This is a genomic window from Methylobacterium sp. 13MFTsu3.1M2, from assembly GCF_900112625.1.
In the GTDB taxonomy this organism is placed as follows: domain Bacteria; phylum Pseudomonadota; class Alphaproteobacteria; order Rhizobiales; family Beijerinckiaceae; genus Methylobacterium.
The window spans coordinates 94,819-118,627 of record NZ_FOMM01000021.1 but is presented as its reverse complement, the minus strand read 5'-3'; the positions used below and the strand labels follow the sequence as shown (position 1 = coordinate 118,627).

Genomic DNA, 23,809 nt, shown 5'->3' with positions numbered 1-23,809 from the left:
CCGCACGATCGCTGTGGCCTGTGACACTCCGATATTGCGTCGGACTTCAACCGGATGCCATGGTGCGGCGCCGCACCAAGCACCTTGGGGTTGTGTAACTGCGCTGGACCGGCCGCGATTTCCCCTGTGAGTCCGGCGCGCCGGGGGCCACGGGGCACCCGCGCGTGAAAGCGCCGGCACCCGAGCAGGAGCGACGCCGGCCCGACCGGCGGCGCTCGAGGAGGCCGTGATGAAGATCCTGATCGCCGCGACGCCGCTCACCGGCCACGTGAACCCGCTCCTCGCCATCGGTCGGACGGTGGCGGCCCGGGGGGACGACGTCCTCGTGCTCACCGACCCGGCTTTCCGGCCGAAGGTCGAGGCGGCGGGCCTGCGCTTCACGCCCTACGCGGACAACCACGCGGCCGAGTACCGCGAGACCGAGCTGCCGGCCGGCCCGGAGCGCTACCGCCGCGAGTTCGAGCGCCGGTTCGTGGATCCGATGCCGGTCCAGGCCACCGCCCTGCGGGCGCTGATCGCGGCCGAGGCGCCCGACGTGATCCTGGCCGGCAGCATGTTCCTGGGCGCGCTGCCGCTGCTGCTCGACAGCGCGCCGCGGCCGCCGATCGTGACCGTCAACGTCAGCATCCTGTTCCTCGACCGGCCCGACCACGCACCCGTGGGCCTCGGCCTGCCGCCGGCCCGCGACCGGGACGACCTCGTCCGCTATGCCACCCTGAAGGCCGGCATGGACGCGGCCTTCGTCAACCCGGTGCGGGCCTACACGGACGCGAAGCTCGCCGCGCTCGGCCTGCCGCCCCTGCCGGCGTCCCTGCCCCACTCGATCGTGGTCCTGCCGGACCTGTTCCTGCAGCCGACCGTGCCGGGCTTCGAGTACGAGTACGGCACCCTGCCGCCCGGCCTGCGCTTCATCGGCCTGCTCGATCCGCCGACGCCGCCCGCGCCGCTCCCGGACTGGTGGCCCGATCTGGAGGCGGCGAACGCGGCGGGCCGGCCCGTCGTGCTGGTCACCCAGGGCACGCTGGCCAACGCGGATTTCGGCGAGCTGGTCGAGCCGACACTGACCGCCCTGGCCGACCGGGACGATCTGCTGGTCCTGGCCACCACCGGCGGCCGCCCGGTAGACGCGCTGAAGGTTCCGGTCCCGGCCAACGCCCGGGTGTCGTGCTTCCTGCCGTTCCGCGAATTGCTGCCGCGGGTGAGCGTGCTGGTGACCAACGGCGGCTACGGCAGCGTCTCGCAGGCGCTCGCCGCCGGCGTGCCGATCGTGTCGGCCGGCCTGACCGAGGACAAGGCGGAGGTGAACGCGCGCATCGGCTGGTCCGGCGTCGGGATCAACCTCGGGACCAACGCGCCGGCCCCGGAGGCGGTCGGCGCCGCGGTGGCGCGGGTGCTCGGCGAGCCCGACTTCCGGGCGCGCGCCGGGGCGCTGCGGGACGCCTTCGCGGCCCGGGACGCCATGGCGTCGATCCTGACGGCTCTGGACGATCTCGCGCGCGCCGGGACCGATGCCGGGACCACGCGCCGGCTGGCGAGGTCGGCGTGATGCCGGCCTCCGACACCGCGGCGCTCCGGGTCGTCGTGGATCTCAACCGCTGCCAGGGCTACGCCCAGTGCTGCTACGCCGCGCCGGACGCCTTCGCGATCCGCGGCCACGAGATCCTGTTCTACGATCCCGCGCCGCCGGCCGACCGCCGCGGCGCCATCGAGCGGGCCGTGCAGGCCTGCCCGGTCCGCGCCATCAGCCTCCAGGCCGGCCCGGACGACGGAGACGCGCCGTGACTGCCGAACCCGCCGGCATCGTCGTGGTCGGCGCCTCCCTCGCCGGCCTGCGCGGCGCCGAGACGCTGCGGCGGGGCGGGTACGACGGCCCGCTCACGCTGGTCGGCGCCGAGCCGTACCGGCCCTACGACCGGCCGCCCCTGTCGAAGCACGTGCTCGCCGGCGAGCTCGCCGCCGACGCGACCCGGCTGCCGGAGCTGGCGGATCTGCGCGCCCGCTGGCATCTCGGGAGCCCAGCCGTCGCCCTCGACCGGGCAGCCCGCACGCTCCTGCTCGCCGACGGATCGGCGCTGGCCTACGAGGCCCTGCTCATCGCCACCGGCGCCGAGGCCCGGCCCTGGCCGGCCGAGACCGGCGGCGGGCTCGCCGGCATCTTCACCCTGCGCGGGCGCGACGACGCGGCCGCCCTGCGGGACGCCCTGCTGGCGCGCCCGCGGCAGGTGCTCATCGTCGGCGGCGGCCTGATCGGTTGCGAGGCGGCCTCCTGCCTGCGCGACCTCGGCCTGCCCGTGACCCTGGTCGACCCGAACGCCGCGCCCCTGGCCCGGGGTCTCGGGACCTTCGTCGGCGGCGTGATCGCCGAGCGTTTGCGCGAATCCGGCGCCACGTTCCGCCCCGGCACGATGGTGCGGGCGTTCGAGGGCGACGCGGCGGGGCACGTCGCCCGGGCCCGGCTGGCGGACGGCAGCACCGTCGAGACCAACTTGGTCATCGCCGCCCTGGGGGCGACCCGGGCGACGGGCTGGCTGCGGGGTGCGGGCCTGCGCGCCGATGCCGGCGGCGTGACCTGCGACGCCGCCTGCCGGGTCCTCGACGCCGACGGGGTGCCCTGCCCGGACATCTACGCCGCGGGCGACGTCGCCCGGTGGCCGATCCCGCTCTACGGCAATCGGCTGATCGCCGTGGAGCACTGGGGCAACGCCGTCGAGCAGGCCGCCCACGCCGCGCGCAACATGCTGGCCGGCCCCGGCGAGCAGCGCCCCTACGGCCACCTGCCGGCGTTCTGGTCGAGCCAGTTCGGGATCAACATCAAGCTCGTCGGCCTCCCCGACGGCGCCGATTCCGTCGCGGTGGTGCAGGGGTCGCGGGCCTCCCGGCGCTTCCTCGCCGTCTACGGCCGCGCCGGGCGCAGCATCGCGGCCGTCTCGTTCGATCAGGCGCGCTGGCTGCCGGCCTACGCGGAGGCGATCACGGCCGGCGACCCGTTCCCGCCGATCACCGACGCCACCGACCGGCCGCGCGTCGAGATGGCGGCCCCGGGCTTCCCGCCGCCGCGCCGCGCCGCCCCGGCGCCGCCTTCCACCGAGGCCGTCCATGTCTGACGACGCGCTGTTCGCCGCCGTGATGGATCCGGCCAACCGGGCCGACCCGTACCCGCTCTATCGTCGGTTGCGGCAGCAGCCGGTCTCTCGCCAGCGCGACGGCAGCTACGTCGTCTCCACGCACGCGGCGATCCGCAGCCTGCTGTTCGACCCGCGGCTCAGCTCCGAGGATCTGCCACCGCCCCGGCGGCCCCGCACCGGCAACCCGCTCAAGGACCTGATCCTCAACCCGATCAAGAACCGCATCAGCGCCACGCACCGCCCGTTCATCTTCCGCGATCCCCCGGACCACGACCGGCTGCGCAGCCTGGTGATGCGGGAATTCTCGATCGCGCGGGTTCAGGCGCTGCGGCCGCGGATCGCCCGGGAGGTGGACGGCCTGATCGACGCCTGCCGGGACCGGCGGGAGGTCTGTCTCGTGAGCGACCTCTCCTACCCGCTGCCGGTGACGGTGATCTGCGAGCTGCTCGGCGTGCCACGCGAGGACGAGCCGCGGTTCCAGGCCTGGGCGACGCAGCTCGCCACGGCCGTCGAGCCGGACGCGCGCCACGACGACGCGACCCGGCGCCAGATCGTCGGCGCCTTCGACGAGATCGCCGCCTACATGCGCGACCTCATCCGCGAGAAGCGGCGGCGCCCGGCCGACGACATGCTGAGCGGCCTCGCCGCCCCCGGTCCGGACGGCCGGAAGCAGATGAGCGACTTCGACCTCCTGTCGACGGCGGTCCTGCTGCTGGTCGCCGGTCACGAGACCACCGTGAACCTCATCACCAACGCCATGCTGACCCTGCTCCGGCACCCCGAAGAGCTGGAGCGGCTCCGGGCCGATCCGGAGCGGGCGCCGCGGCTGATCGAGGAGGTTCTGCGCTACGAGCCGCCGGTGCACTTCCGGACCCGCAAGGCTCTCGGCGCGATCGCGGTGGCCGGCGAGATGATCCCGAAGGGGGCACCCGTCATCCTGATGTTCGCCGCCGCGAACCGCGATCCCGACCGGTTCGCGGATCCCGACCGCTTCGATCCCGACCGGGGCGACATCGAGCATTTCGGCTTCGGCGGCGGCCTGCACTACTGCGTCGGCGCGCCCCTGGCGCGTCTCGAGGCCGAGATCGCCCTGGTAGCGCTGAGCCGCCGCCTCGTCGCCCCGCGGCTCGCGGTCGATCCGCCGCCCTACCGGCCGGGCGCGTCGCTCCGGGGGCCCGAGCAGCTCGGCATCGGCATCGACGGGATCGCCTGATCCGAGCGGAGCCGCGCGAGTCGTAAAGCGACGGTGAACGGGGCTGTTTCACGTGAAACATTCGTAAACCCCTTCGTCCGCGGTCGCCCGGACGGCGACGCCGGAACTTGGCCGTGCCGAAGCGGGCTTTACGGGAGAGCGGCCGAGACGGCCGCAATCCCGAGAGCTTCCGGAGAGACGACGCCATGAAGGCATTGTGCTGGCACGGCCGCAACGACATCCGCTGCGACACGGTCCCGGATCCGGTCATCGAGGATTCCCGCGACGTCATCATCAAGGTGACGAGCTGCGCGATCTGCGGCTCGGACCTGCACCTGATGGACGGCCTGATGCCGACCATGAAGAGCGGCGACGTCCTCGGCCACGAATTCATGGGCGAGGTCGTCGAGGTCGGACAGGGCTTCACCAAGTTCAAGAAGGGCGACCGGATCGTCGTGCCCTTCAACATCAATTGCGGTGCATGCCGGCAGTGCAAGCTCGGCAACTTCTCGGTCTGCGAGCGGTCGAACCGCAACGCCGAGATGGCGGCCGCGCAGTTCGGCTACACGACGGCCGGCCTGTTCGGCTACTCGCACCTCACCGGCGGCTACGCGGGTGGCCAGGCCGAGTACGTGCGCGTGCCCATGGCGGACGTCGCCCCCATGAAGGTGCCGGACGGCATGGACGACGAATCCGTCCTGTTCCTCACCGACATCCTGCCGACCGGCTGGCAGGGCGCCGAGCACTGCGAGATCCGGGGCGGCGAGACGATCGCGGTCTGGGGCACCGGCCCGGTCGGCATCTTCGCGATCCAGTCCGCGAAGATCATGGGGGCCGAGCGGATCATCGCCATCGAGACCGTGCCCGAGCGGATCGCCCTGGCCAAGAAGGCCGGTGCCACCGACGTCATCGACTTCATGAACGAGGACGTGTTCGAGCGGATCAAGGAGATCACCAAGGGCCAGGGCGCCGACGGCGTGATCGACTGCGTCGGCATGGAGGCGAGCGCCGGCCACGGCGGCCTCACCGGCATGCTGTCGACGGTGCAGGAGAAGCTCACCGCCACCGAGCGCCCCTACGCGCTGGCCGAGGCCATCAAGGCGGTCCGCCCCTGCGGGATCGTCTCGGTGCCGGGCGTCTACGGCGGGCCGATCCCGGTCAACATGGGCTCGATCGTCCAGAAGGGCCTGACCCTCAAGAGCGGCCAGACGCACGTGAAGCGCTACCTCGAGCCGCTGACCAAGCTGATCCAGGAGGGCAAGATCGACATGACCTCCCTGATCACCCACCGCTCGCAGGATCTCGCGGAGGGCCCGGACCTCTACAAGACCTTCCGCGACAAGAAGGACGGCTGCGTGAAGGTGGTGTTCCACCTGAACTGAGGCGGCGGCGTCCCGGTCGGCGATCGGCCGGGACGCCCCTCTCCGCCGGGCTGGGCGCGGCGTCCCGAAAGCGTGTAGAGCCGGCAACGCGCTCACCGACCACGCGGGGTGTCCATGTGCAATCTCTACAGCCTGCGAACCGGCCCGGCGGACCTGCGCCGGGCCTTCGAGATCGCGGAGGATCGCACCGGAAACCTCCCGCTGTTGCCGGCTATCTTTCCCGACCAGCTGGCGCCTGTGGTCCTGAACGGCCCGACCGGCCGCGACCTCGCGATGATGCGCTGGGGCATGCCCGGCCCGAAGGCGTTCGGCGAGCACCCGATCACCAACGTGCGCAACGCCGCGAGCCCGCACTGGCGGCCCTGGCTCGGCGTCGCCCACCGCTGCCTCGTGCCGGTCACCGCCTTCAGCGAGTACGCCGACACCAAGCCGCGCAAGACGCCCGTCTGGTTCGCCCTCGACGCGGACCGGCCGCTCTTCGCCTTCGCGGGGATCTGGCGGCCCTGGACCGGCGTGCGCGGCACGAAGCGCGAGAACCCCGACCGGGTCGCCGCGGAGCACCGGCTCTTCGCCTTCCTGACCACCGAGGCGAACGGCGTCGTCGGGCCGGTCCATCCCAAGGCCATGCCGGTCCTGCTCACGAAGCCGGAGGAATGGGCGACGTGGCTGGAGGCGCCGACCGCGGAGGCGCTCCGGCTCCAGCGGCCGCTTCCGGACACGGCGATGCGCGAGGTCGCCCGCGGCGCGCGCTCGGACGGGCCGGAGGCCGAAGCCGAGGCGTGAGGGGCGCTAGCCGCCGGCCGGCTCGCCGGAGGCCCCGTCGGGCGCGGCCGACCAGCCGCGGGCCCGCCAGCGCGACACCACGGCGGCGTTGAGCCGGGCGATGCGCGCCCGGTGCGCCTCCCAGAACGACATCGGCTTCGCCGGGACGGCGGCGACGCGGGTCCGGTGGACGGGGCCCGCCGGCCGCGCGGCGAGGCGGTCCGGCGCGGCCGCGCGGGCGCTCGCCCGGACGACGCGCGCCTCCGGGTTGCCGAGGATCGCCTGGGCGCGGGCGCAGTAGAGCTGCGACAGCGGCGACATCGCCTCCGAACCGTGGCCGGCCCGGTACTTCATCAGGGCGCGGCAGAGGTCCCCGTCGGCCCGTCGCCACGCCTCGGCGAGGTAGCGGACGCCGTAGCGGACGTTGATCTCCGGCGACGCCAGTTCGGCGACGGTGCCGCGGAAGCCGAGCATCGCCGCGGTGGTCGGGCGGACCTGCATCAGACCGACCTCGCCGACGCTGCCGACGACGGTGGGATCGTAGCCGCTCTCGATCCGCGCGACGGCGTCGGCCACCGCGAGAGGCAGGCCGGTGCCGGCGGCCTCGCGGGCGATGAGCGGCAGGTAGCGGGCGCGGGCGTCGGCGGCGACCGGTGCGGGCGCGGGCACGGCCGCAGGCGCGGGCGGGACCGGCGGCAGGGCGGCCATGCCGACGGCGTGCACCGCCAGGAAGGTGGCGGGCCGGGCCTGCGCGGGGGCGGCGCAGGTCAGCAGCAGGAGAAGCAACGGAGCGCGCATCGACCGCCACGGAGAGGAACCGGGACCTGTCTATCCCGGCCGCCTCAACGAAGCCTTTCGCCGGCGCCGACCCTACTGGATGGGGCCGCGGTCCCGCGCCTGCAGCAGCCGCAGGGCCTCGCCCAGGACCGCGTGGAGGTCGGCCGCGCCCTGCTGGCTCAGCGGCAGGCCGACCCGCTGCCCGTGGATCGTGTCGAGGACCAGCATGGCGAGGTCCTCGCCGATCAGCAGGTTGGATCCGGGCAGGCAGAGCGGCAGGACGAAATCGCCCTCGACCTCGCCGAGGGCGTCGACCGCGTCCGCGGGCCGGAAGGGCGGTTTCCGATCGGTCATCGCTCCCCTCCTCGCATTCCTCCCGGCGCCGGTCCCCGGCGCCGCGTCTCAGTCGCGGTCCGGCATCCGCACCGACCGCACCGTGAGCGTGTCGATCTCCAGCGAACCGACCTCCAGGGTGCCGACCCGGGCGCGGCCCACCGAGAGGCGGCCGATCGCGAAGGCGCCGACCGCCACGACGCCGAGGGCCGCGGCCCCGAGGGCCAGCGCGCCCAGGGCCGACGCCCCGATCGCCCCCGCGCCGACGGCGCCCGATCCCAGGATCGCCGTGTCGTGGGACGGGATCACCCCCGTCCCGTCGGGGCGGCTCTGCGCCTCCGGAACCCTCGAACGCGACATGCGGATTCCTCTCCGAGCGGGCGATTGCGGAGCCAGCTATACCTGACGTTAACCGCGTTTTCACGCCGCTCGGAGACGATGGCGCTCGATCCCGGCCGGGCCGGACCGCGCGTCCGCCGCCAGAGAGGACGTCGCCCGTGCAGCACCTGTTCCAGGCCGTCGCGATCTTCGCGTTCGGCTGCCTGCTGATCCACGCCGGTCGCGCCTATGCCCGGGCGACCACGCTCCTGCTCTCCGCGACCGTGCTGATGCTGAGCGTCACCCTCGGCACCGTGCTCTGCCAGCGGATCGGTCTTCCGGGGCGCTCCGTCGCGGCCGGCCCGTCCTACACGGTGGCGCTCGGCCGGCCCGCTCCGTAGAGCCGCGTCCGGTCGGACGGGATGCGCCCGAGGCTCGGGACGGTGTCGCGCGGTGGGGCCGCGCCGGTCGAGCGGGATCAGGGCCAGACGCGGATCGCCACCGGGCGGCGCAGCAGGTCGCGGTCGGAAGTGATCGTGCAGCCCTCCGTGCGCAGGCTCGCGTAGGTCAGCAGCGCCCGGTCGCCGACGTCGTCGAAGTTGCGGCCGCGCGCGTCCGGGTCGAGCAGCGACGGGTAGGCGAGGAGCGGCGCCGTCGCCGCGCACGGGTCGTCGTAGAGGGTCGCGCCCTCGAGCAGCAGGCGCGGGCTGTCCCAGGTGATCAGGTCGCGGGAGGTGGTCCAGTAGAAGCCCGACCGGGGAAAGCCCTCCCCCGCCTTGGCCATGAACACGGCGATCCAGGCGCCCGTGCCGCGGTGCCGGACGACGGCGCCGACCGGGCCCGGGAACGGCCCGACCGGCCGGCAGGTCGCCGTGTTCGGGCGGGCGGCGCGGTAGGGGTCCGGGAAGGCGGCGGTGAAGCCGGTGCCGGTCCAGGCCCGCCAGCGGGTCGGATCGGCCGGGTCGTCGCTGCGGAACAGGCAGACCCCGGCCTCCTGATCGCTGCCCGGTCGGGTCCAACCGGTGGTCGAGGCGAGGAAGTACCGCCACGTCCCGTCCGCGACGATGTTCGACGGGTTGAAGAAGCCGCGGTGGCGGCCCTGGTCGATCTCCTGCCGGAACGGCGCTCCGGCGACCACCGCGGGCGGGTTCTGCCGCTTGAAGCTGCGGCCGCCATCCGTCGAGGCGGCGGCCGTGATCGTGTTGTACCAGCAGGCCATGTAGCTGGCGGCCGGGCAGCGGCCGGGATGCTCGTTGGCCTGGTACTCGTGGTGGAGGAGCGCGGCCACGCGGCTCCCGTCCTCGGTCCAGGTGGCGGTGATCCAGGAGCGGTCGTCGTAGGTGGCCGGATCGGGCTTCTCGCCCGAATCGAGCACCACCGCGCAGTCGATCTTGAGATGCTCGAGGTCGGGACCGCGCAGCGCCCGGTTGCGGTAATGCATCCCGTAGAGCGCCACCGCGCCCGACGCGTCCCGGAAGGCGCGCGCCGGCGCGTCGGGCACGTCGGCGCCGTCGCAGGCGTCGCGCCCCGCCTTGAAGACGAGCGCGGGTGGCCCGACCAGCGTCAGCGCCGAGAGCGGCGGCTCGGGCGCGGCCGCGGCAACGCGCGGGAGGAGCGGCAGAAGCACCAGGGGGAGCGCCAGGGATAGCGCCAGGGAAAGCGTCGGCAGGATCCGGCGCGCCGCCGTCCCGGAGCCGGTTGGGCGCGCGGCGCGCGCCCGTCCGGCGATCCCGTTCGCCCAACCCATGATCGCCACCCGGCTGCGTCCCGGCCGCGCCTGGACAAACAGGCGGAGATTCGCTTGAGAACCATTACAGAGTGCTTGCCGCCGACCGGACGCGCGCGGCCCGACCGAAAGTCATCCATGGTTCTCCTGATCCTCGGGCTGGTGCTGTTCCTCGGCACGCACGCCTTCTCGATGGCCCGCACCCGGCGCGCCGCGATCGTCGGCCGGATCGGCGAGGGCCGCTACAAGCTCGGCTACACCGCCCTGTCGCTGCTCGGGCTCGTGCTGATCGGGATCGGCTTCCACGATTACCGGCTCGCCGGCTACATCCCGGTCTGGGACCCGCCGGTCTGGACGCGCCACCTCGCCCTGACGCTGGTCTGGGCCGCCTTCGTGTGCCTCGCGGCCGCCTACCTGCCGGGCCATATCCGCGCCAAGGCCAAGCACCCGATGCTGCTCGCCGTGAAGGTCTGGGCGACGGCGCACCTCCTCGCCAACGGCGATCTCGGCTCGATACTGCTGTTCGGCGGCTTCCTCGCCTGGGCGGTGACCGCGCGGATCAGCGCCAAGCGCCGGGGCCTCGCCCCGGGGGCGGTCGCGGCCCAGCACGGCGGTCCGGCGGCGGCCCCGCTGGGCTGGCGCAACGACGTCCTGGCCCTGGTGATCGGCACGGCCGCGTGGTTCGTCTTCGCCCGCTACTTGCACTACCCGGTGATCGGCGTGCCGGTCTGGCCGGGCACCCCGGCCTGAGCCGGCACCCGAGACGACACACGAGGCGGCCCCGAGACATGGCCTGTCGCCAACCCGGCGCCCGTGTGTTAGGCGCGGGGCCCGAACGCGACGAGGTGGCCCGCTGAGATCATGCGGGCCGGGATAGAATGGCCGAGAACAACGAGTTCCTCCGCGAGGTCGACGAGGATTACCGCCGCGACCGGATCCTCCAGATCTGGAAGCGCTATAGCGGCGTGATCATCGCGCTCGCCGTGCTGCTGGTGGCGGGCGTCGCGGGCTGGCGCTACTGGCAGGCCCAGCAGCGCGCGGCGGCCGAGGTGGCCTCGGTGCAGTTCGATGACGCCAACCGCCTCGCCAAGGACGGCAAGGTCGCGGAGGCCGACAAGGCCTTCGACGCCCTGGAGGCGCAGGGCCCGGCGGGCTACCGCCTGCTCGCCCGGTTCCGGGCGGCGGCCGAGACCGGCAAGCGCGACCCGGCGGCCGGGGCCGCGGAGTTCGACAAGCTGGCCGACGATACCGGCCTCGGCGACGGCCTGCGCGACCTCGCGCGCCTGCGCGCCGCGCTGCTGCGCCTCGACGGGCAGAACCCGGATCCGGCGCTCGCCAACCTCCAGGGCCTCGCGGCCGGGACCCCGTTCCGCCACACCGCCCGCGAGATGCTGGGCCTCGCCGCCCTGAAGAAGGGCGATTACGAGGACGCCAGCCGCTGGTTCGACCAGATCGTGGCCGATCCCGACACGCCGCGGAACCTGCGCGAGCGGATCGAGGTCTACGCGGCGATCGTGGCGGGCGGTCCCGTGACGGTGACCGCGGCCAAGCCCGAGCCCGCCGCGCCGCCCCCGCCGATCACGCGCTGATTTCATCGTCCGGACTGTCTCGAGAACCACCATGGATATGCCGACCGTCGCGATCGTCGGGAGGCCGAACGTCGGCAAGTCGACCCTGTTCAACCGCCTCGTGGGCAAGAAGCTCGCGCTGGTCGACGACCGCCCGGGCGTGACCCGCGACCGGCGCGAGGGCGACGTCGCGTTCGGCGGCCTCCAGTTCCGGGTGATCGACACCGCCGGCCTGGAAGAGGCCGACGAGAAGACCCTCACGGGCCGGATGCGGATGCAGACCGAGGCGGCGATCCTCGCCGCCGACGTGGTCCTGTTCGTGATCGACGCCCGCGCCGGCGTGCTTCCGGCCGACCAGCCCTTCGCCGAGCTGGTGCGCCGCGCCGGCTGCCCGGTGATCCTGATCGCCAACAAGGCCGAGGGCGGCGCCGGCCTCGCCGGCGCCTACGAGGCCTTCATCCTCGGGCTCGGCGACCCGATCCCGTTCTCCGCCGAGCACGGCGAGGGCCTGGGCGAGCTGCACGAGGCGCTCAAGGGCGCCCTGCCCCAGCGCGACGAGGACGAGGAGGCCGACGACGACGCCCCCGGCGGCCGCGCCCTGAAGGTCGCGATCGTCGGCCGCCCGAATGCCGGCAAGTCGACCCTGATCAACCGCATGCTCGGCGAGGAAAGGCTGCTCGTCGGCCCCGAGGCCGGCATCACCCGCGATTCGATCTCGCTGGACTGGGAGTGGCGCGGGCGGCGGATCAAGCTGCACGACACCGCCGGAATGCGTCGCCGCGCCCGGATCGACGACAAGCTGGAGAAGCTCGCTGTCTCGGACGGCCTGCGCGCGGTGCGCTTCGCCGAGGTGGTGGTGGTGCTCCTCGACGCGACGATCCCGTTCGAGAAGCAGGACCTCACCATCGTCGACCTCGTCGAGAGCGAGGGCCGCGCCCTGGTGATCGGCCTCAACAAGTGGGACCTGGTCGCCGACCAGCCGGGCCTGCTCAAGCAGCTCCGCGAGGATTGCACCCGGCTGCTGCCGCAGGTGCGCGGCGTCGGGGTCGTGCCGCTCTCGGGTCTCGCGGGCGACGGCGTCGACAAGCTGATGCAGGCGGTGGTGCAGGCCGCCGAGGTCTGGGACCGGCGCGTCTCGACCTCGCGCATCAACGACTGGCTGAACGAGGCCACCTCCCGCAACCCGCCGCCGGCGGTGTCGGGCCGGCGGATCAAGATCCGCTACGCCACCCAGGTGAAGAGCCGGCCACCGCACTTCGCGCTGTTCGGCAACCAGCTCAACGCCCTGCCGAAATCCTACACGCGCTACCTCGTGAACGGCCTGCGCGAGGCGTTCGACCTGCCGGGCACGCCGATCCGCCTGTCCCTGCGCACCTCGCAGAACCCGTTCGACAAGGGCTGATCCGAGCTCCTGTCGTCCTTGCGAGCGGAGCGAAGCAACCCAGTCTCGCGCCGGGCTGGTCGAAGTCGCGGCACCCTGGGTCGCTTGGCTGCGCTCGCGATGACGGCGCGGGTGCGGCACTCCTCAGCGCGCCGCGTCGGCGATCCAGTCTACCGAGGCCGCCAGGGCGGCGCGCTCGTCCTGCCCGGCGGCGAGCGCGGCCTCGTAGGCCGCGATCTGCCCGTCCGCGCTGGTCCCCTCGGCCACGATCGCCCGCGCGCGGGCCACGTCCGCCGCGCAGCCGAGAGCGTCCGCGTCCTCGGCCACCAGCGTGAGCACCGCCTCCAGCGCCTCGGCGAACGGCACGGCCTCGCCGCGCGCCTCGTCGATCAGGGACGCGGCGACGCCGCTGTGCTGGGCGCGCCAGAGGTTCTCCGAGGCCAGCGCCCGCGAGACGCCGTCGAGCCCGGCATGGAGGTCCGGCCGGCGCGCGCACAGGCGCACGAGGCAGCGGAACAGCGCGGCGACGCAGAGCGAATCGTCGAGGCGCGTGCAGGCGTCGGCGATGCGCAGCTCCAGGGTCGGGAACTTGATGGAGGGCCGCAGCGACCACCACAGGAAGCTCGCGTCCGCGATGGCGCCCGACCGGGTCATGATGGCGACGAACCGCGCGTGGGCGGCGGCGTCGGCGAACAGTTCCGGCAGGCCGGTGCGCGGCAATTCCCCGAAGACGCTGAGCCGGTAGGCCCGCAGGCCCGTCGCCTCGCCCTGCCAGAACGGCGAGGAGGCCGACAGCGCGAGCAGCAGCGGCTGGAACGGCAGCAGCCGGTTCATCAGGTCGACCCGGGCGTCGGGGTCCGGAACCTCGACGTGGACGTGCATGCCGCAGATCAGGGCCCGCCGCGCCGCGATGCCGACATCCGACAGGATGCCCTTGTAGCGCGCGCCGTCGGTGGCGGTCTGGCGCGACCAGCGCGCGAGGGGGTGCGTGCCGCAGGCCAGCAGCCGCAGGCCGTTCTCGGTCGCGATCCCGGCGAGCTGCCGCCGCTGGCCGCCGAGATTCTCCCGGGCGGCCGCCGCGTCGGTGAGCGGCGGCGTGCAGACCTCGACCTGCGCGGCGACCAGCTCGCGGCCCGTCTCGGGGAGCTCCGCCTTCACTCGCGCGTGGAAGGCGGCGAGGTCGCCCCGGGGCGTCCCCCGGGTCTCGGCATCGGCCAGGAAGTACTCCTCCTCGATGCCGAAGCGGTAGCTCGGGGCGCTCATCGTGGTCTCCGGAAAACGCGACGCGTGCGCGCCAACGCGCCGGCGGGGACGAAGGTGCCGCTCAGGGCGTCCGCAGCGGCCCGCCGACCAGCCAGGCGGGATCGAACCAGCGGTCGGCCTCGCCGTCGTAGGGCAGGCGCGTGATGTCCCAGTTCTGGATGTACCGCGCGTAGACGTTCCACACCGCGATCCCGCCGCCGACGAAGATCCGCCGCCCGGGATAGCGCTTGAGCACCGCCTCCGGATCCTCGTGGCTGCGGATCACGTCGATGGTGCGGTCCTTGAAGGCGAATTCGGGCACCGAGGCCACGGTCTTCGGCCCAGCGATCAGCACGTGGCCCATGGTCAGCGCGAAGAAGCGCGAGACGTCCTCCACGAAGAGCGGGTCGGTGTTGCCCTCCCAGGGCAGGTGGCCGTTGAGGCCGAGCTGGCCCCGCAGGCCGATCGCGCAGATGCAGCGGACGTCGATCATCGTGATGAACTCAGAGAGGAAGATCAGGCCCGTCCCATACAACCCCTCATCCCGAGGTGCCCGCGCGAGCGGACCGCGAAGGAGGGCTCCAGGGATCGCGCGACCTCCGGGCCGTCCTCTCGAGGCCTCCGCTTCGCTCCGGCACCTCAGGATGAGGCAGGCGGTGGGATGTGCGTTCGAATAACAGCGCAGGGGCTCACTCGGGTGCGCGGAAACTCAGCACCCGGTCGGTGGGGAAATCGTAGAGCTTGCCGGTCTCGGTCCAGTCCGGGGACGCGAGCCGCACGAAATGGGGCGCGAGTTCCTCGGGCGTCCGAAGGGTCTCGGGATCCTCGCCGGGCATGGCCGAGCGGCGCATGCCGGTCCGCAGGGGGCCCGGATTGAGCAGCATGGCCCGGATCGCCGCGCTCTCGTTCTCGGCCGCGTAGGTCCGCACCAGGGCCTCCAGCGCCGCCTTCGAGACCGAGTAGGGCCCCCAGTAGGGCCGGCACTTCGAGGCGGCCCCCGACGAGACGAAGATCGCCCGGCCGGCGTCCGACATGCGCAGCAGCGGGTCGAGGGAGCGGATCAGGCGCCAGTTGGCGGTGACGTTCACGTCCATCACCTGCCCCCAGATCTTCGGGGTGATGTGGCCGATCGGCATGAGCGCGCCGAGGATGCCGGCATTGGCGACCAGGATGTCGAGGCGCTTCCAGCGCTCGTTGATCGCCGCGCCCAGGCGGTCGATCGCGTCGTAGTCGGCGAGGTCGAACGGCACCAGGGTGGCGCTGGAGCCGGCCGCCCGGACGGCGTCGTCGAGCTCCTCGAGGGCGCCCACGGTCCGGGCCACCGCGATGACGTGCGCGCCGGCCCCGGCCAGCGCCAGGGCGGCGGCGCGCCCGATGCCGCGGGACGCGCCAGTGACGACCGCGACGCGGCCTTCCAGGGGTCTTTGGGAGTCAGCCATGGGGAGCACGTAGCGCATTCCCGCGCCAAGGGTCGAGGAGTCCGGTTTCAAATGGCCAGTAACCGGGCCCTTTCGACCACTTTCGGTCGATGGCCCCGACCCGCGTCTTTGCGAGCGGAGCGAAGCAATCCAGGCGGCGCCATGCTCACCGATGTTGCGCTACCCTGGATTGCTTCGCTCCGCTCGCAAAGACGGCTGTGCCGAAGCCGTGTCTCTGCTTTGCCGGTCGCGCCCTTCCGGAGAGGCTCAGTCGGCCTCGGCCAGCATGGCGAAGCGCTTCGGGCCGGCGATGGACAGGTCGGTCAGGCCCGTCGGGTAGTCGCCCGTGAAGCAGTGGTCGGTGTATTGCGGGCAGGCCGCGTTGCGCGCCTCCTCGCCCATCGCCCGGTAGAGGCCGGGGATCGACAGGAAGGCCAGCGAATCGGCGCCGATATACTTGCGCATCGCCTCGAGATCGTGGGTCGCGGCGAGCAGCTTCTCCCGCTCGGGCGTGTCGATCCCGTAGAAGTCCGGGTAGGTGATCGGCGGCGAGGCGATCCGGAAATGCACCTCCGCGGCGCCGGCCTCGCGCATCATCCGGACGATCTTCACCGAGGTCGTGCCGCGCACGAGGCTGTCGTCCACGAGGACGATGCTCTTGCCCTCGATCGCCGCGCGGTTGGCCGAGTGCTTCATCCGGACGCCGAGCTCGCGCACCGACTGGGTCGGCTGGATGAAGGTCCGGCCGACATAGTGGTTGCGGATGATGCCCATCTCGAACGGGATCCCGGTCTCCTGCGCGAAGCCGAGCGCCGCCGGCACCCCGGAATCCGGCACCGGCACGACGATGTCGGCGGGCGCCGCGGCCTCGCGGGCCAGCTCCCGGCCGATCGCCTTGCGCACCGCGTAGACGCTCTTGCCGTTCACCACCGAGTCCGGCCGGGCGAAGTAGATGTACTCGAAGATGCAGGGCCGCATCGGCACGGCGTCGGCGAAGCGGATCGACTCGATCCCCTCCTCGGAGATCACCACGATCTCGCCGTTCTCGATGTCGCGCACGAAGCGGGCGCCGATGATGTCGAGCGCGCAGGTCTCGGAGGCCAGCATGTAGCGGCCGTCGAGCTCGCCCAGCACCAGCGGGCGGATGCCCAGCGGGTCGCGGGCGCCGATCAGCTTCTTGTTGGTGAGCGCCACGATCGCGTAGGCGCCCTGGATCGCCTGCAGGGCGTCGATGAAGCGCTCGATGATCCGCGGCTTCCGCGAGCGGGCCGCGAGGTGCAGGATCACCTCGGTGTCGGAGGTCGACTGCGTGATCGCGCCGTCGCGCACGAGGTCGCGGCGGATCGACAGGGCGTTGGTGAGGTTGCCGTTGTGGGCGACCGCGAGGCCGCCGCTGGCGAGCTCGGCGAAGAGCGGCTGGACGTTGCGCAGGATCGTGCCGCCAGTGGTCGAGTAGCGCACGTGCCCGATGGCGGCGCGGCCCTTGAGGCGGGCGATCGTGTCCCCGTCCGAGAAGGAATCACCGACGAGGCCGGGGCGTCGCTCGGAGTGGAATACCGAGCCGTCGAAGGAGACGATGCCGGCCGCCTCCTGGCCCCGGTGCTGCAGGGCGTGCAGGCCCAGCGCGACGATCGCCGAGGCGTCCGGATGGCCGAAGATGCCGAAGACGCCGCACTCCTCGCGGAGCGTGTCGCCGTCGAGATCGAGATCGAAGGTGTCGGTGGTGGCGGCGGCGTGTGACATGGGGCTGTCGATCACTCACAGATCCCGGCGGCGACGGGCCGGCGCGCCGGTCGTCGCGGAAGCAATCCGTACACCACCGGAACCGCTATCTAGGCGTTCCGCGCGACGAGACCTACGGCGAATACCGCAGATCAGCGTCGCGTCGGGGTCGGCGCGGTCTCGGTCCGGCGCTGCGGCGCCGCGTCGGTCTCGGCCGGGGCGTCGGCGGAATCGCTCGGCGGCGCGCCGGTCTTCGGCTTCTTGAACTGCTTGAGGAAGCCTTCCGGATTCTCGGGCAGCTGCGCCACCAGGGCGTCGCCGGACTTCTCCAGCATCGGGCGCGTGCGGGCCTGGGCGGCCCAGTCCGGCACCTTGCCCTGCACCAGCCACGACAGGAACACCCAGCCGATCACGCAGATCAGGAAGCCGCGGGCCGCGCCGAACAGGAAGCCGAGCGAGCGGTCGACTGCGCCGATCCGCGAGTCGAGCACGACGTCGGAGATCTTCACCGTGATGATCGACACGACGATCAGGGTGCCGAGGAAGATCGCTGCGATCGAGGCGACGAGCGCCACGGTGTCGCTGTTCACGTGCTGCTTCACGGTGGGCAGCAGCATGGGGTGGAGCGTCCACGCGACCGCGGCGGCCGCCACCCAGGCGACGATCGCCAGGACCTCGCGGGTCACACCACGCACGGCCGCGAGCAGCGCGGAGACCGCGACGATGCCGAGCACGGCGAGATCCAGGACGGTAAACGGCATCGTTGAGCTTTTTGGTACCCGCGGGGAAAGCGCGTCGGCCGTGCGGCTCCCCCGGACCGCGGCGGATTTATACCAAGCCCGACCTCGGCCGTCACCCTGGCGCGCCCGCCTGATCGCGCGCCTGTGCCGTCCATGCATCAGACCGTGCATCGGACGCGCCGATCACCGTGGCGCGCGCCGCCGCGCGGAATGCCCGGCTCCACCCGGGCACCGTCCCGGTGCTATGGGTCGCGCCCGGGGTCCGGTCCGCGCGTCCGGACTCCCGGTGGCGAATGGATGGAGGCGTTCCGCGTGTCCGAGGCCGGACCTGTGACGGAGATCGGCGCCCACGGCGCCCGGCTGACGATCGACCTCGGGGCGATCGCGGCCAACTGGCGGATCCTGGCGGCCCGCGGCGCGGGCGCCGACTGCGCCGCCGTGGTGAAGGCCGACGCCTACGGCTGCGGCGTCGGCCGCGTCGGGCCGGCCCTGTGGGCCGCCGGATGCCGGACCTTCTTCGTCGCGCACCTGTCCGAGGGCGTCGCCGCCCGGGCCGCCCTGCCGGACGCCGCGATCTACGTCCTGAACGGCCTGCCCCCGGGCGCCGCGGCGGCCTTCGCGGCCCACGGTCTGCGCCCGGTGCTCGGCAGCGTGGAGGAGCTGTCGGACTGGGCGGCGTTCCCGGGGAGCCGGCCGCCCGCGGCGCTCCACGTCGATACCGGCATGAACCGGCTCGGCCTGTCGGTGCCCGAGGCGCTGGACCTCGCCGGGGACGCGCGGATCGCGGCCGCCGGGATCGACCTGCTCCTCAGCCACTTCGTCAGCGCCGAGAAGCCGGAGGACCCGGTCAACGCCCGGCAGATCGCCGATTTCGCGCGGGTCCGGGCGGCCTATCCCGGGCTTCGGGCCTCGCTGGCGAACTCTTCCGGGGTCTTCCTCGACGGGGCCCGGCACGACCTGCTGCGGCCGGGCTACGCCCTGTTCGGCGGCAACCCGACGCCGGGCGCCGCGAACCCGATGCGCCCGGTGGTGCGGCTGGAGGCGGCGATCGCGCAGGTGCGCGGCGTCGCGGCCGGTGCCACCGCGGGCTATAACGGCCGCTGGACCGCCGCCGCGCCGAGCCGGCTGGCGACGCTCTCGCTCGGCTACGCCGACGGCTTCCCCCGGGCGATCAGCGGCCGCGGCCACGCGCTGGTCGGCGGCGTCCCGTGCCCGATCCTGGGCCTCATCTCCATGGACCTGATCATCCTCGACGTCACGGCGGCGCCCGCGGCCCGGCGCGGCGCGGAAGCGGTGCTGATCGGCGACAGCCTCGACATCGACGCGGTCGGCCGCGCCGCCGGCACGATCGGGTACGAGATCCTGACCGGGCTGGGTTCTCGGTATGTTCGAACTTATGTAGGCTGACGCGACTCCACCCTGACACGCCGGATCGCCGGCGCCCGGACCCGTATGGCCAAGATCCACCAGACCTTCGTCTGCCAGTCCTGCGGGGCGGTCTACAATCGCTGGCGCGGCCGCTGCGAGGCCTGCAACGGCTGGAACACGATCGTCGAGGAGGCGCCCTCGGCGCCAGGTCAGTCGGGTCCTGCCGCGACCCGGCCGTCGCGCAACCGCGGCCGGGTCTTCCCCCTCGAGGGCCTGACCGGCGAGGCCAAGGAGGCGCCGCGCATTCCCTCGGGGATCGGCGAGCTCGACCGGGTGACCGGGGGCGGCTTCGTGCGCGGCTCGGTGATCCTGCTGGGCGGCGATCCCGGCATCGGCAAGTCGACGCTGCTGATGCAGGCCTCGGCCGCCATGGCGGGCACGGGCGAGCGGGTCGCCTACATCTCGGGCGAGGAGGCGGTCGGGCAGGTGCGCCTGCGGGCCGAGCGGCTGGGCCTGAGCGCGCGCCCGGTCCAGCTCGCCGCCGAGACCAACGTCGAGGACATCGTCGAGACCCTGAGCCAGGGGCGCCCGCCCGCGCTCGCGATCATCGACTCGATCCAGACCATGTGGACCGAGACGGTGGAATCGGCCCCCGGCACGGTCACGCAGGTGCGCTCCTCCGCGCAGGCGCTGATCCGCTTCGCCAAGACCACCGGCACGGCGGTGATCCTGGTCGGCCACGTCACCAAGGACGGGCAGATCGCCGGTCCCCGCGTGGTGGAGCACATGGTCGACGCGGTCGCCTCCTTCGAGGGCGACCAGGGCCACCATTTCCGCATCCTGCGCGCCGTGAAGAACCGGTTCGGGCCCACCGACGAGATCGGCGTGTTCGAGATGACCGATGCCGGCCTCAGCGAGGTGCCGAATCCGTCGGCGCTGTTCCTGGCGGGCCGCGACCATCAGGCGGCGGGCACCGCGGTCTTCGCCGGCATGGAGGGGACGCGGCCGCTGCTGGTGGAGATCCAGGCGCTCGTCGCGCCCTCGTCGCTCGGCATGCCCCGGCGCGCCGTGGTCGGCTGGGACCCGAACCGGCTGTCGATGGTGCTCGCCGTGCTGGAGGCCCACGGCGGCATCCGGCTCGGCAGCCACGACGTTTATTTGAATGTTGCCGGAGGCTTGCGCATCACCGAGCCGGCAGCAGATCTGGCGGTGGCGGCCGCCCTGGTCTCGTCGCTGTCGGGGGCCGTGCTGCCGCCCGAGACGGTCTATTTCGGCGAGATCGGCCTGTCGGGGGCGATCCGGCCCGTGGCGCAGGCCGGCTCCCGGCTGAAGGAGGCGCAGAAGCTCGGCTTCGCCAAGGCGCTGATCCCGCAGGGCCGCGGCGAGGGCGAGAAGGCGCTCTCCGTGGAGACGCTCCGCCACATCGCCGACCTGGTGGCGGGGATCAGCGCGGGCTCGCCGCAGCGGGGATCCGGCCAGCGCGGGCGGCAGCCGGCCCGCTACGCCGACGAGGAGATGTGAGCGCTCCCGTCCCTGCGAGCGGAGCGAAGCAATCCAGGGATGCGCTACGTCCGGGAAGGGCCCGCTGCCCTGGGTTGCTTCGCTGCGCTCGCAAGGACGGAGGCGGTCAGCCCCCCGTCACGCTCATGTGCCGCGGCACGGCGGCCGGGCGCTGGCGCTCGATGACGAAGTCGTGGCCCTTGGGCTTGCGGGTGATCGCCTCGACCACCGCCGCGGCCAGCACCGCGTCGTCCTGGGAGGCGCGCAGGACCGCGCGCAGGTCGGCCGAATCTTCCTGGCCGAGGCACATGTAGAGTTGGCCCGTGCAGGTCAGGCGGACCCGGTTGCAGCTCTCGCAGAAATTATGGGTCAGCGGCGTGATGAAGCCGAGCTTCCCGCCGGTCTCCTCGACCCGCACGTAGCGCGCCGGGCCGCCGGTGCGGTCGGGCAGCGGCGTCAGGGTGTAGCGGGTCTCCAGGCGCTGCCGGGCGACCGACAGGGGCAGGAACTGGTCGGTCCGGTCCGCCTCGATCTCGCCGAGCGGCATGACCTCGATCAGCGTCATGTCCATGCCGAGGCCGTGGGCCCAGGCGATCATGCCGGGGATCTCGTCGGCGTTGACGTCGCGCAGCGCCACCGCGTTGATCTTCACCTTCATCCCGGCGGCGCGGGCCGCCGCGATGCCGTCGAGCACCACCTTGAGGTCGCCGCGGCGGGTGATCGCCCGGAACTTGTCCGGGTCGAGGGTGTCGAGCGAGACGTTGATCCGGCGCACGCCCAGGCTCGCCAGCTCGTCGGCGTAGCGCGTGAGCTGCGTGCCGTTGGTGGTGAGCGTCAGCTCCTCCAGCGCCCCCGAATCGAGGTGGCGCGAGAGCCGGCGGAACAGGTGCATGATGTCGCGGCGCACGAGCGGCTCGCCGCCGGTGATCCGGAGCTTGCGCACGCCCCGGGCGATGAACACGCCGCAGAGCCGGTCCAGCTCCTCCAGGGTCAGCAGGTCGCGCTTGGGCAGGAACTCCATGTGCTCGGACATGCAGTAGGCGCAGCGCAGGTCGCAGCGATCCGTCACCGAGATGCGCAGGTACGAGATCGCCCGCTGGAACGGGTCGATCAGCGGCGCGGGCCCGGCGGGCGCGCCGACCGCGGATGTCTGCGGCGTCAGGGAGCTGTCATCGAGCATCGTCCGGCATATGATGCCACCGGCGGTCGCGGGCAAGCCGATCCCGCGCCGCAGTCCCAGATTGCGTGAGGAGTGTGACCCGTGAGCGAGGATCTGTGGCCGACCGAGATCCGCCTGTCGGCCGACCGGCGGGTGCTCAACGTCGCCTTCGAGGATGGGGCGCGCTACGCCCTGCCGGCCGAGTACCTGCGGGTGTCGAGCCCCTCGGCCGAGGTGCAGGGCCACTCGCCGCTGGAGCGGAAGGTGATCGGCGGCAAGCGCGCCGTGGCCATCCTGGCGGTGGAGCCGGTCGGCAACTACGCGGTGAAGCTCGGCTTCGACGACATGCACGACACCGGCATCTACGGCTGGGGCTACCTCCACACCCTGGGCCGCGAGTACGAGACGCGCTGGAACACCTATCTCGGCGAGCTCGCCGAGCGCGGCCTGGACCGCGAGACCGCGCGCACCGCCCCGGTGAAGCAGGGCGGGGGCTGCGGGTCGGGCTCGTGCGGCTGCCACTGAGGGCAGCCGCTCCCGCTCACTCCGGCCCCGAGCCTCGTCTTTGCGAGCGGAGCGAAGCAATCCAGAGTGGCACCACGATTTTCGGCGTCGCGCATCCCTGGGTCGCTTCGCCGCGCTCGCGATGACGGCAGAGTCGAGCCGCGCACCTGTCAGCCCGCACCTTCGGAGCCGCCATGGCCTTCGCCTGCACCATCCCCGCGACGCCCACGATCCAGCAGGACGACGCCGCCGTGCGTATTACGCGCTGGGATTTCCCGCCCGGCGGCGTGACCGGCTGGCACGAGCACGGCTGGCCCTACTTCGTGGTGATGCTGGTGGACGGGATCCTGCGCGTCCACGACGGCGCGGCGGTCAGCGAGACGGCGCTCGCGGCCGGGCAATCGTACATGCGTCCCGCGGGCATCCGGCACGACGTGATGAACGGGTCCGACCACCCGATCGCGTTCATCGAGATCGAGGTTAAGCGTCCGGACGCGCTGGTCACGCTGCCCTGATCCGGTTTCCGTTTGAACGCATCGGTTGATGTGCCTATCCCGTCATCACGAGCGAAGCGAAGTGACCCAGGGCAGCGCGACCTCTGCAGGCGTGGCGCCGCTGGATTGCTTCGCTCCGCTCGCAAAGACGGCCGTGCCGAAGCCATCGACCGGAAACCCTACGAAACGCGAAAAGGGCCGACCTCGCGGCCGGCCCCCTCGTCGAAGCTCCGAAAAGGAATCAGCGCTGGACGATGACCTTCGTGCCGACCTTGGCGCGGGTGTAGAGGTCCGTCACGTCGTCGTTGGTCATGCGGATGCAGCCCGACGAGACGGCCGTGCCGATCGTCTCCGGCTCGTTGGAGCCGTGGATGCGGTAGATCGAGCCGCCGAGATACATGGCGCGGGCGCCGAGCGGGTTCTCGAGACCGCCCTTCATGTAGCGCGGCAGGTCGGGCCGGCGCTTCAGCATGGTCGCCGGCGGGCGCCAATCCGGCCACTCGCGCTTCATCGTGATGGTCTGCACACCGCCCCAGGTGAAGCCCGGCCGGCCGACGCCGACGCCGTAGCGCAGGGCCTGGCCGCCGCCGAGCACGTAGTAGAGCCGCCGCTCGGCGGTGGAGACGACGATCGTGCCGGCGCCGTAGGGGCCGTTATAGGCCACCGTCTCGCGCGGGATCGCCGACATCTGCGGGACCGCCGCGTCGGCGCTCAGCGGGTCGGCGGGGTTCAGGGAGGCGTTGGCCACCGGCACCGCGACGGTCTCGACGGCCTGCGGGCGGACGCGCACGGTGAGCGCGTCGTTCAGCGGCTGGCGGGTCAGCGGGTCGATCTCGTAGGCCAGTGCCGGCGCGGCGCAGGCGGCCGCGCCGAGAAGCCCGATCAGGGCGGGGAGAAAACGACGCATCAAAGCCTCTCGGGGCAGGCGCGGACTATGGCGGGAACGCGGCGAAGACCGCGGCACGATGCCGTGCCGATCCTCGCCAAGGGGTAAACGCTCGCGCCTCAAATCCAAGCCTGAAACCGCCCGGCCGGGGCGGTTCCGCCCGCCCGTGACTCGATGGCAACACTGTGGCAGCTTGGCCGTAAGAGCCGGGA

General features: G+C 72.7%; 25 protein-coding genes. 14 read left to right on the top strand and 11 right to left on the bottom strand.

Going from position 1 to position 23,809, the window contains the following annotated elements; translation table 11 throughout:
• Positions 1–229 precede the first annotated feature (229 nt).
• From BM314_RS21155 to BM314_RS21130, 6 genes are all read left to right on the top strand, one after another.
• Positions 230–1,546, top strand: a complete 1,317-nt coding sequence (locus tag BM314_RS21155; RefSeq protein ID WP_091980019.1) for a glycosyltransferase — start codon at positions 230–232, stop codon at positions 1,544–1,546.
• On the top strand, positions 1,546–1,782 hold the full coding sequence (locus BM314_RS21150) for a ferredoxin (protein ID WP_020093786.1): 237 nt from the start codon (positions 1,546–1,548) through the stop codon (positions 1,780–1,782). The genes BM314_RS21155 and BM314_RS21150 overlap by 1 nt, the downstream gene beginning before the upstream one ends.
• Positions 1,779–3,104: an NAD(P)/FAD-dependent oxidoreductase gene (locus BM314_RS21145; protein ID WP_091980017.1), complete on the top strand. Its 1,326-nt coding sequence runs from the start codon at positions 1,779–1,781 to the stop codon at positions 3,102–3,104. The genes BM314_RS21150 and BM314_RS21145 overlap by 4 nt, the downstream gene beginning before the upstream one ends.
• Positions 3,097–4,338 carry a cytochrome P450 gene (locus BM314_RS21140; protein ID WP_056523747.1) on the top strand — a complete coding sequence of 414 codons (1,242 nt, stop codon included), beginning with the start codon at positions 3,097–3,099 and terminating at the stop codon, positions 4,336–4,338. Before BM314_RS21145 ends, BM314_RS21140 begins: the two co-directional genes overlap by 8 nt.
• Positions 4,339–4,523: 185 nt before the next feature.
• Positions 4,524–5,699 carry a zinc-dependent alcohol dehydrogenase gene (locus tag BM314_RS21135; protein WP_056523740.1) on the top strand — a complete coding sequence of 392 codons (1,176 nt, stop codon included), beginning with the start codon at positions 4,524–4,526 and terminating at the stop codon, positions 5,697–5,699.
• 114 nt (positions 5,700–5,813) lie between these two features.
• A complete protein-coding gene (locus BM314_RS21130; RefSeq protein WP_091980015.1) occupies positions 5,814–6,482 on the top strand; it encodes an SOS response-associated peptidase in 669 nt (222 codons plus the stop codon).
• A gap of 6 nt (positions 6,483–6,488) precedes the next feature.
• On the opposite strand, the gene BM314_RS21125 is transcribed toward BM314_RS21130, so the two are convergent.
• The 3 genes from BM314_RS21125 to BM314_RS21115 all read right to left on the bottom strand — a co-directional run bounded on the left by BM314_RS21125 (position 6,489) and on the right by BM314_RS21115 (position 7,931).
• Positions 6,489–7,259, bottom strand: coding sequence for a lytic transglycosylase domain-containing protein (locus BM314_RS21125; protein ID WP_091980014.1), 771 nt, complete (start codon positions 7,257–7,259; stop codon positions 6,489–6,491).
• Between the two features lie 72 nt (positions 7,260–7,331).
• On the bottom strand, positions 7,332–7,592 hold the full coding sequence (locus tag BM314_RS21120; RefSeq protein WP_020093792.1) for a hypothetical protein: 261 nt from the start codon (positions 7,590–7,592) through the stop codon (positions 7,332–7,334).
• A 48-nt stretch (positions 7,593–7,640) separates the two neighbouring features.
• On the bottom strand, positions 7,641–7,931 hold the full coding sequence (locus BM314_RS21115) for a hypothetical protein (RefSeq protein ID WP_170863009.1): 291 nt from the start codon (positions 7,929–7,931) through the stop codon (positions 7,641–7,643).
• A 137-nt stretch (positions 7,932–8,068) separates the two neighbouring features.
• On the opposite strand from BM314_RS21115, the gene BM314_RS21110 reads away from it, so the two are divergent.
• Entirely contained in the window at positions 8,069–8,290 is a 222-nt protein-coding gene (locus BM314_RS21110) for a hypothetical protein (protein WP_020093794.1), read from the top strand.
• A gap of 77 nt (positions 8,291–8,367) precedes the next feature.
• Here the strand turns inward: BM314_RS21110 and BM314_RS21105 are convergent, their stop codons facing one another.
• Positions 8,368–9,636: a hypothetical protein gene (locus tag BM314_RS21105; protein ID WP_170868156.1), complete on the bottom strand. Its 1,269-nt coding sequence runs from the start codon at positions 9,634–9,636 to the stop codon at positions 8,368–8,370.
• Positions 9,637–9,753: 117 nt separating this feature from the next.
• On the opposite strand from BM314_RS21105, the gene BM314_RS21100 reads away from it, so the two are divergent.
• The 3 genes from BM314_RS21100 to der all read left to right on the top strand — a co-directional run bounded on the left by BM314_RS21100 (position 9,754) and on the right by der (position 12,585).
• Positions 9,754–10,365, top strand: a complete 612-nt coding sequence (locus BM314_RS21100; protein ID WP_091980012.1) for an NnrU family protein — start codon at positions 9,754–9,756, stop codon at positions 10,363–10,365.
• A 128-nt stretch (positions 10,366–10,493) separates the two neighbouring features.
• A complete protein-coding gene (locus tag BM314_RS21095; RefSeq protein ID WP_091927367.1) occupies positions 10,494–11,204 on the top strand; it encodes a tetratricopeptide repeat protein in 711 nt (236 codons plus the stop codon).
• Between the two features lie 31 nt (positions 11,205–11,235).
• Entirely contained in the window at positions 11,236–12,585 is a 1,350-nt protein-coding gene (gene der, locus BM314_RS21090; RefSeq protein WP_091980010.1) for a ribosome biogenesis GTPase Der, read from the top strand.
• A 123-nt stretch (positions 12,586–12,708) separates the two neighbouring features.
• Here der and BM314_RS21085 read toward each other — a convergent pair whose 3' ends face one another.
• The 5 genes from BM314_RS21085 to BM314_RS21065 all read right to left on the bottom strand — a co-directional run bounded on the left by BM314_RS21085 (position 12,709) and on the right by BM314_RS21065 (position 17,707).
• Positions 12,709–13,827, bottom strand: coding sequence for a carboxylate-amine ligase (locus tag BM314_RS21085; RefSeq protein WP_091980008.1), 1,119 nt, complete (start codon positions 13,825–13,827; stop codon positions 12,709–12,711).
• A 61-nt stretch (positions 13,828–13,888) separates the two neighbouring features.
• A complete protein-coding gene (locus BM314_RS21080) occupies positions 13,889–14,299 on the bottom strand; it encodes a dihydrofolate reductase (protein WP_091980074.1) in 411 nt (136 codons plus the stop codon).
• 196 nt (positions 14,300–14,495) lie between these two features.
• Positions 14,496–15,245 carry an SDR family NAD(P)-dependent oxidoreductase gene (locus BM314_RS21075; protein WP_026605024.1) on the bottom strand — a complete coding sequence of 250 codons (750 nt, stop codon included), beginning with the start codon at positions 15,243–15,245 and terminating at the stop codon, positions 14,496–14,498.
• Between the two features lie 246 nt (positions 15,246–15,491).
• On the bottom strand, positions 15,492–16,967 hold the full coding sequence (gene purF, locus BM314_RS21070) for an amidophosphoribosyltransferase (protein ID WP_091980073.1): 1,476 nt from the start codon (positions 16,965–16,967) through the stop codon (positions 15,492–15,494).
• A 131-nt stretch (positions 16,968–17,098) separates the two neighbouring features.
• Positions 17,099–17,707: a CvpA family protein gene (locus BM314_RS21065; RefSeq protein WP_056523728.1), complete on the bottom strand. Its 609-nt coding sequence runs from the start codon at positions 17,705–17,707 to the stop codon at positions 17,099–17,101.
• Between the two features lie 276 nt (positions 17,708–17,983).
• Here BM314_RS21065 and alr point away from each other — a divergent pair, with 276 nt between their 5' ends.
• Together alr and radA are read left to right on the top strand one after the other, a co-directional pair.
• Positions 17,984–19,093 (top strand): alanine racemase, encoded by a 1,110-nt coding sequence (alr, locus tag BM314_RS21060; protein WP_139237851.1) that lies wholly within the window; start codon positions 17,984–17,986, stop codon positions 19,091–19,093.
• Between the two features lie 45 nt (positions 19,094–19,138).
• Positions 19,139–20,575 carry a DNA repair protein RadA gene (radA, locus tag BM314_RS21055; protein WP_091980006.1) on the top strand — a complete coding sequence of 479 codons (1,437 nt, stop codon included), beginning with the start codon at positions 19,139–19,141 and terminating at the stop codon, positions 20,573–20,575.
• Positions 20,576–20,681: 106 nt separating this feature from the next.
• On the opposite strand, the gene moaA is transcribed toward radA, so the two are convergent.
• A complete protein-coding gene (moaA, locus tag BM314_RS21050; protein ID WP_091980004.1) occupies positions 20,682–21,734 on the bottom strand; it encodes a GTP 3',8-cyclase MoaA in 1,053 nt (350 codons plus the stop codon).
• An 81-nt stretch (positions 21,735–21,815) separates the two neighbouring features.
• Here moaA and BM314_RS21045 point away from each other — a divergent pair, with 81 nt between their 5' ends.
• Together BM314_RS21045 and BM314_RS21040 are read left to right on the top strand one after the other, a co-directional pair.
• Positions 21,816–22,238, top strand: a complete 423-nt coding sequence (locus tag BM314_RS21045; RefSeq protein ID WP_056523722.1) for a gamma-butyrobetaine hydroxylase family protein — start codon at positions 21,816–21,818, stop codon at positions 22,236–22,238.
• A 173-nt stretch (positions 22,239–22,411) separates the two neighbouring features.
• A complete protein-coding gene (locus BM314_RS21040) occupies positions 22,412–22,732 on the top strand; it encodes a cupin domain-containing protein (protein WP_091980002.1) in 321 nt (106 codons plus the stop codon).
• A gap of 220 nt (positions 22,733–22,952) precedes the next feature.
• On the opposite strand, the gene BM314_RS21035 is transcribed toward BM314_RS21040, so the two are convergent.
• Positions 22,953–23,618, bottom strand: coding sequence for a L,D-transpeptidase (locus BM314_RS21035; RefSeq protein WP_091980000.1), 666 nt, complete (start codon positions 23,616–23,618; stop codon positions 22,953–22,955).
• Positions 23,619–23,809 lie beyond the last annotated feature (191 nt).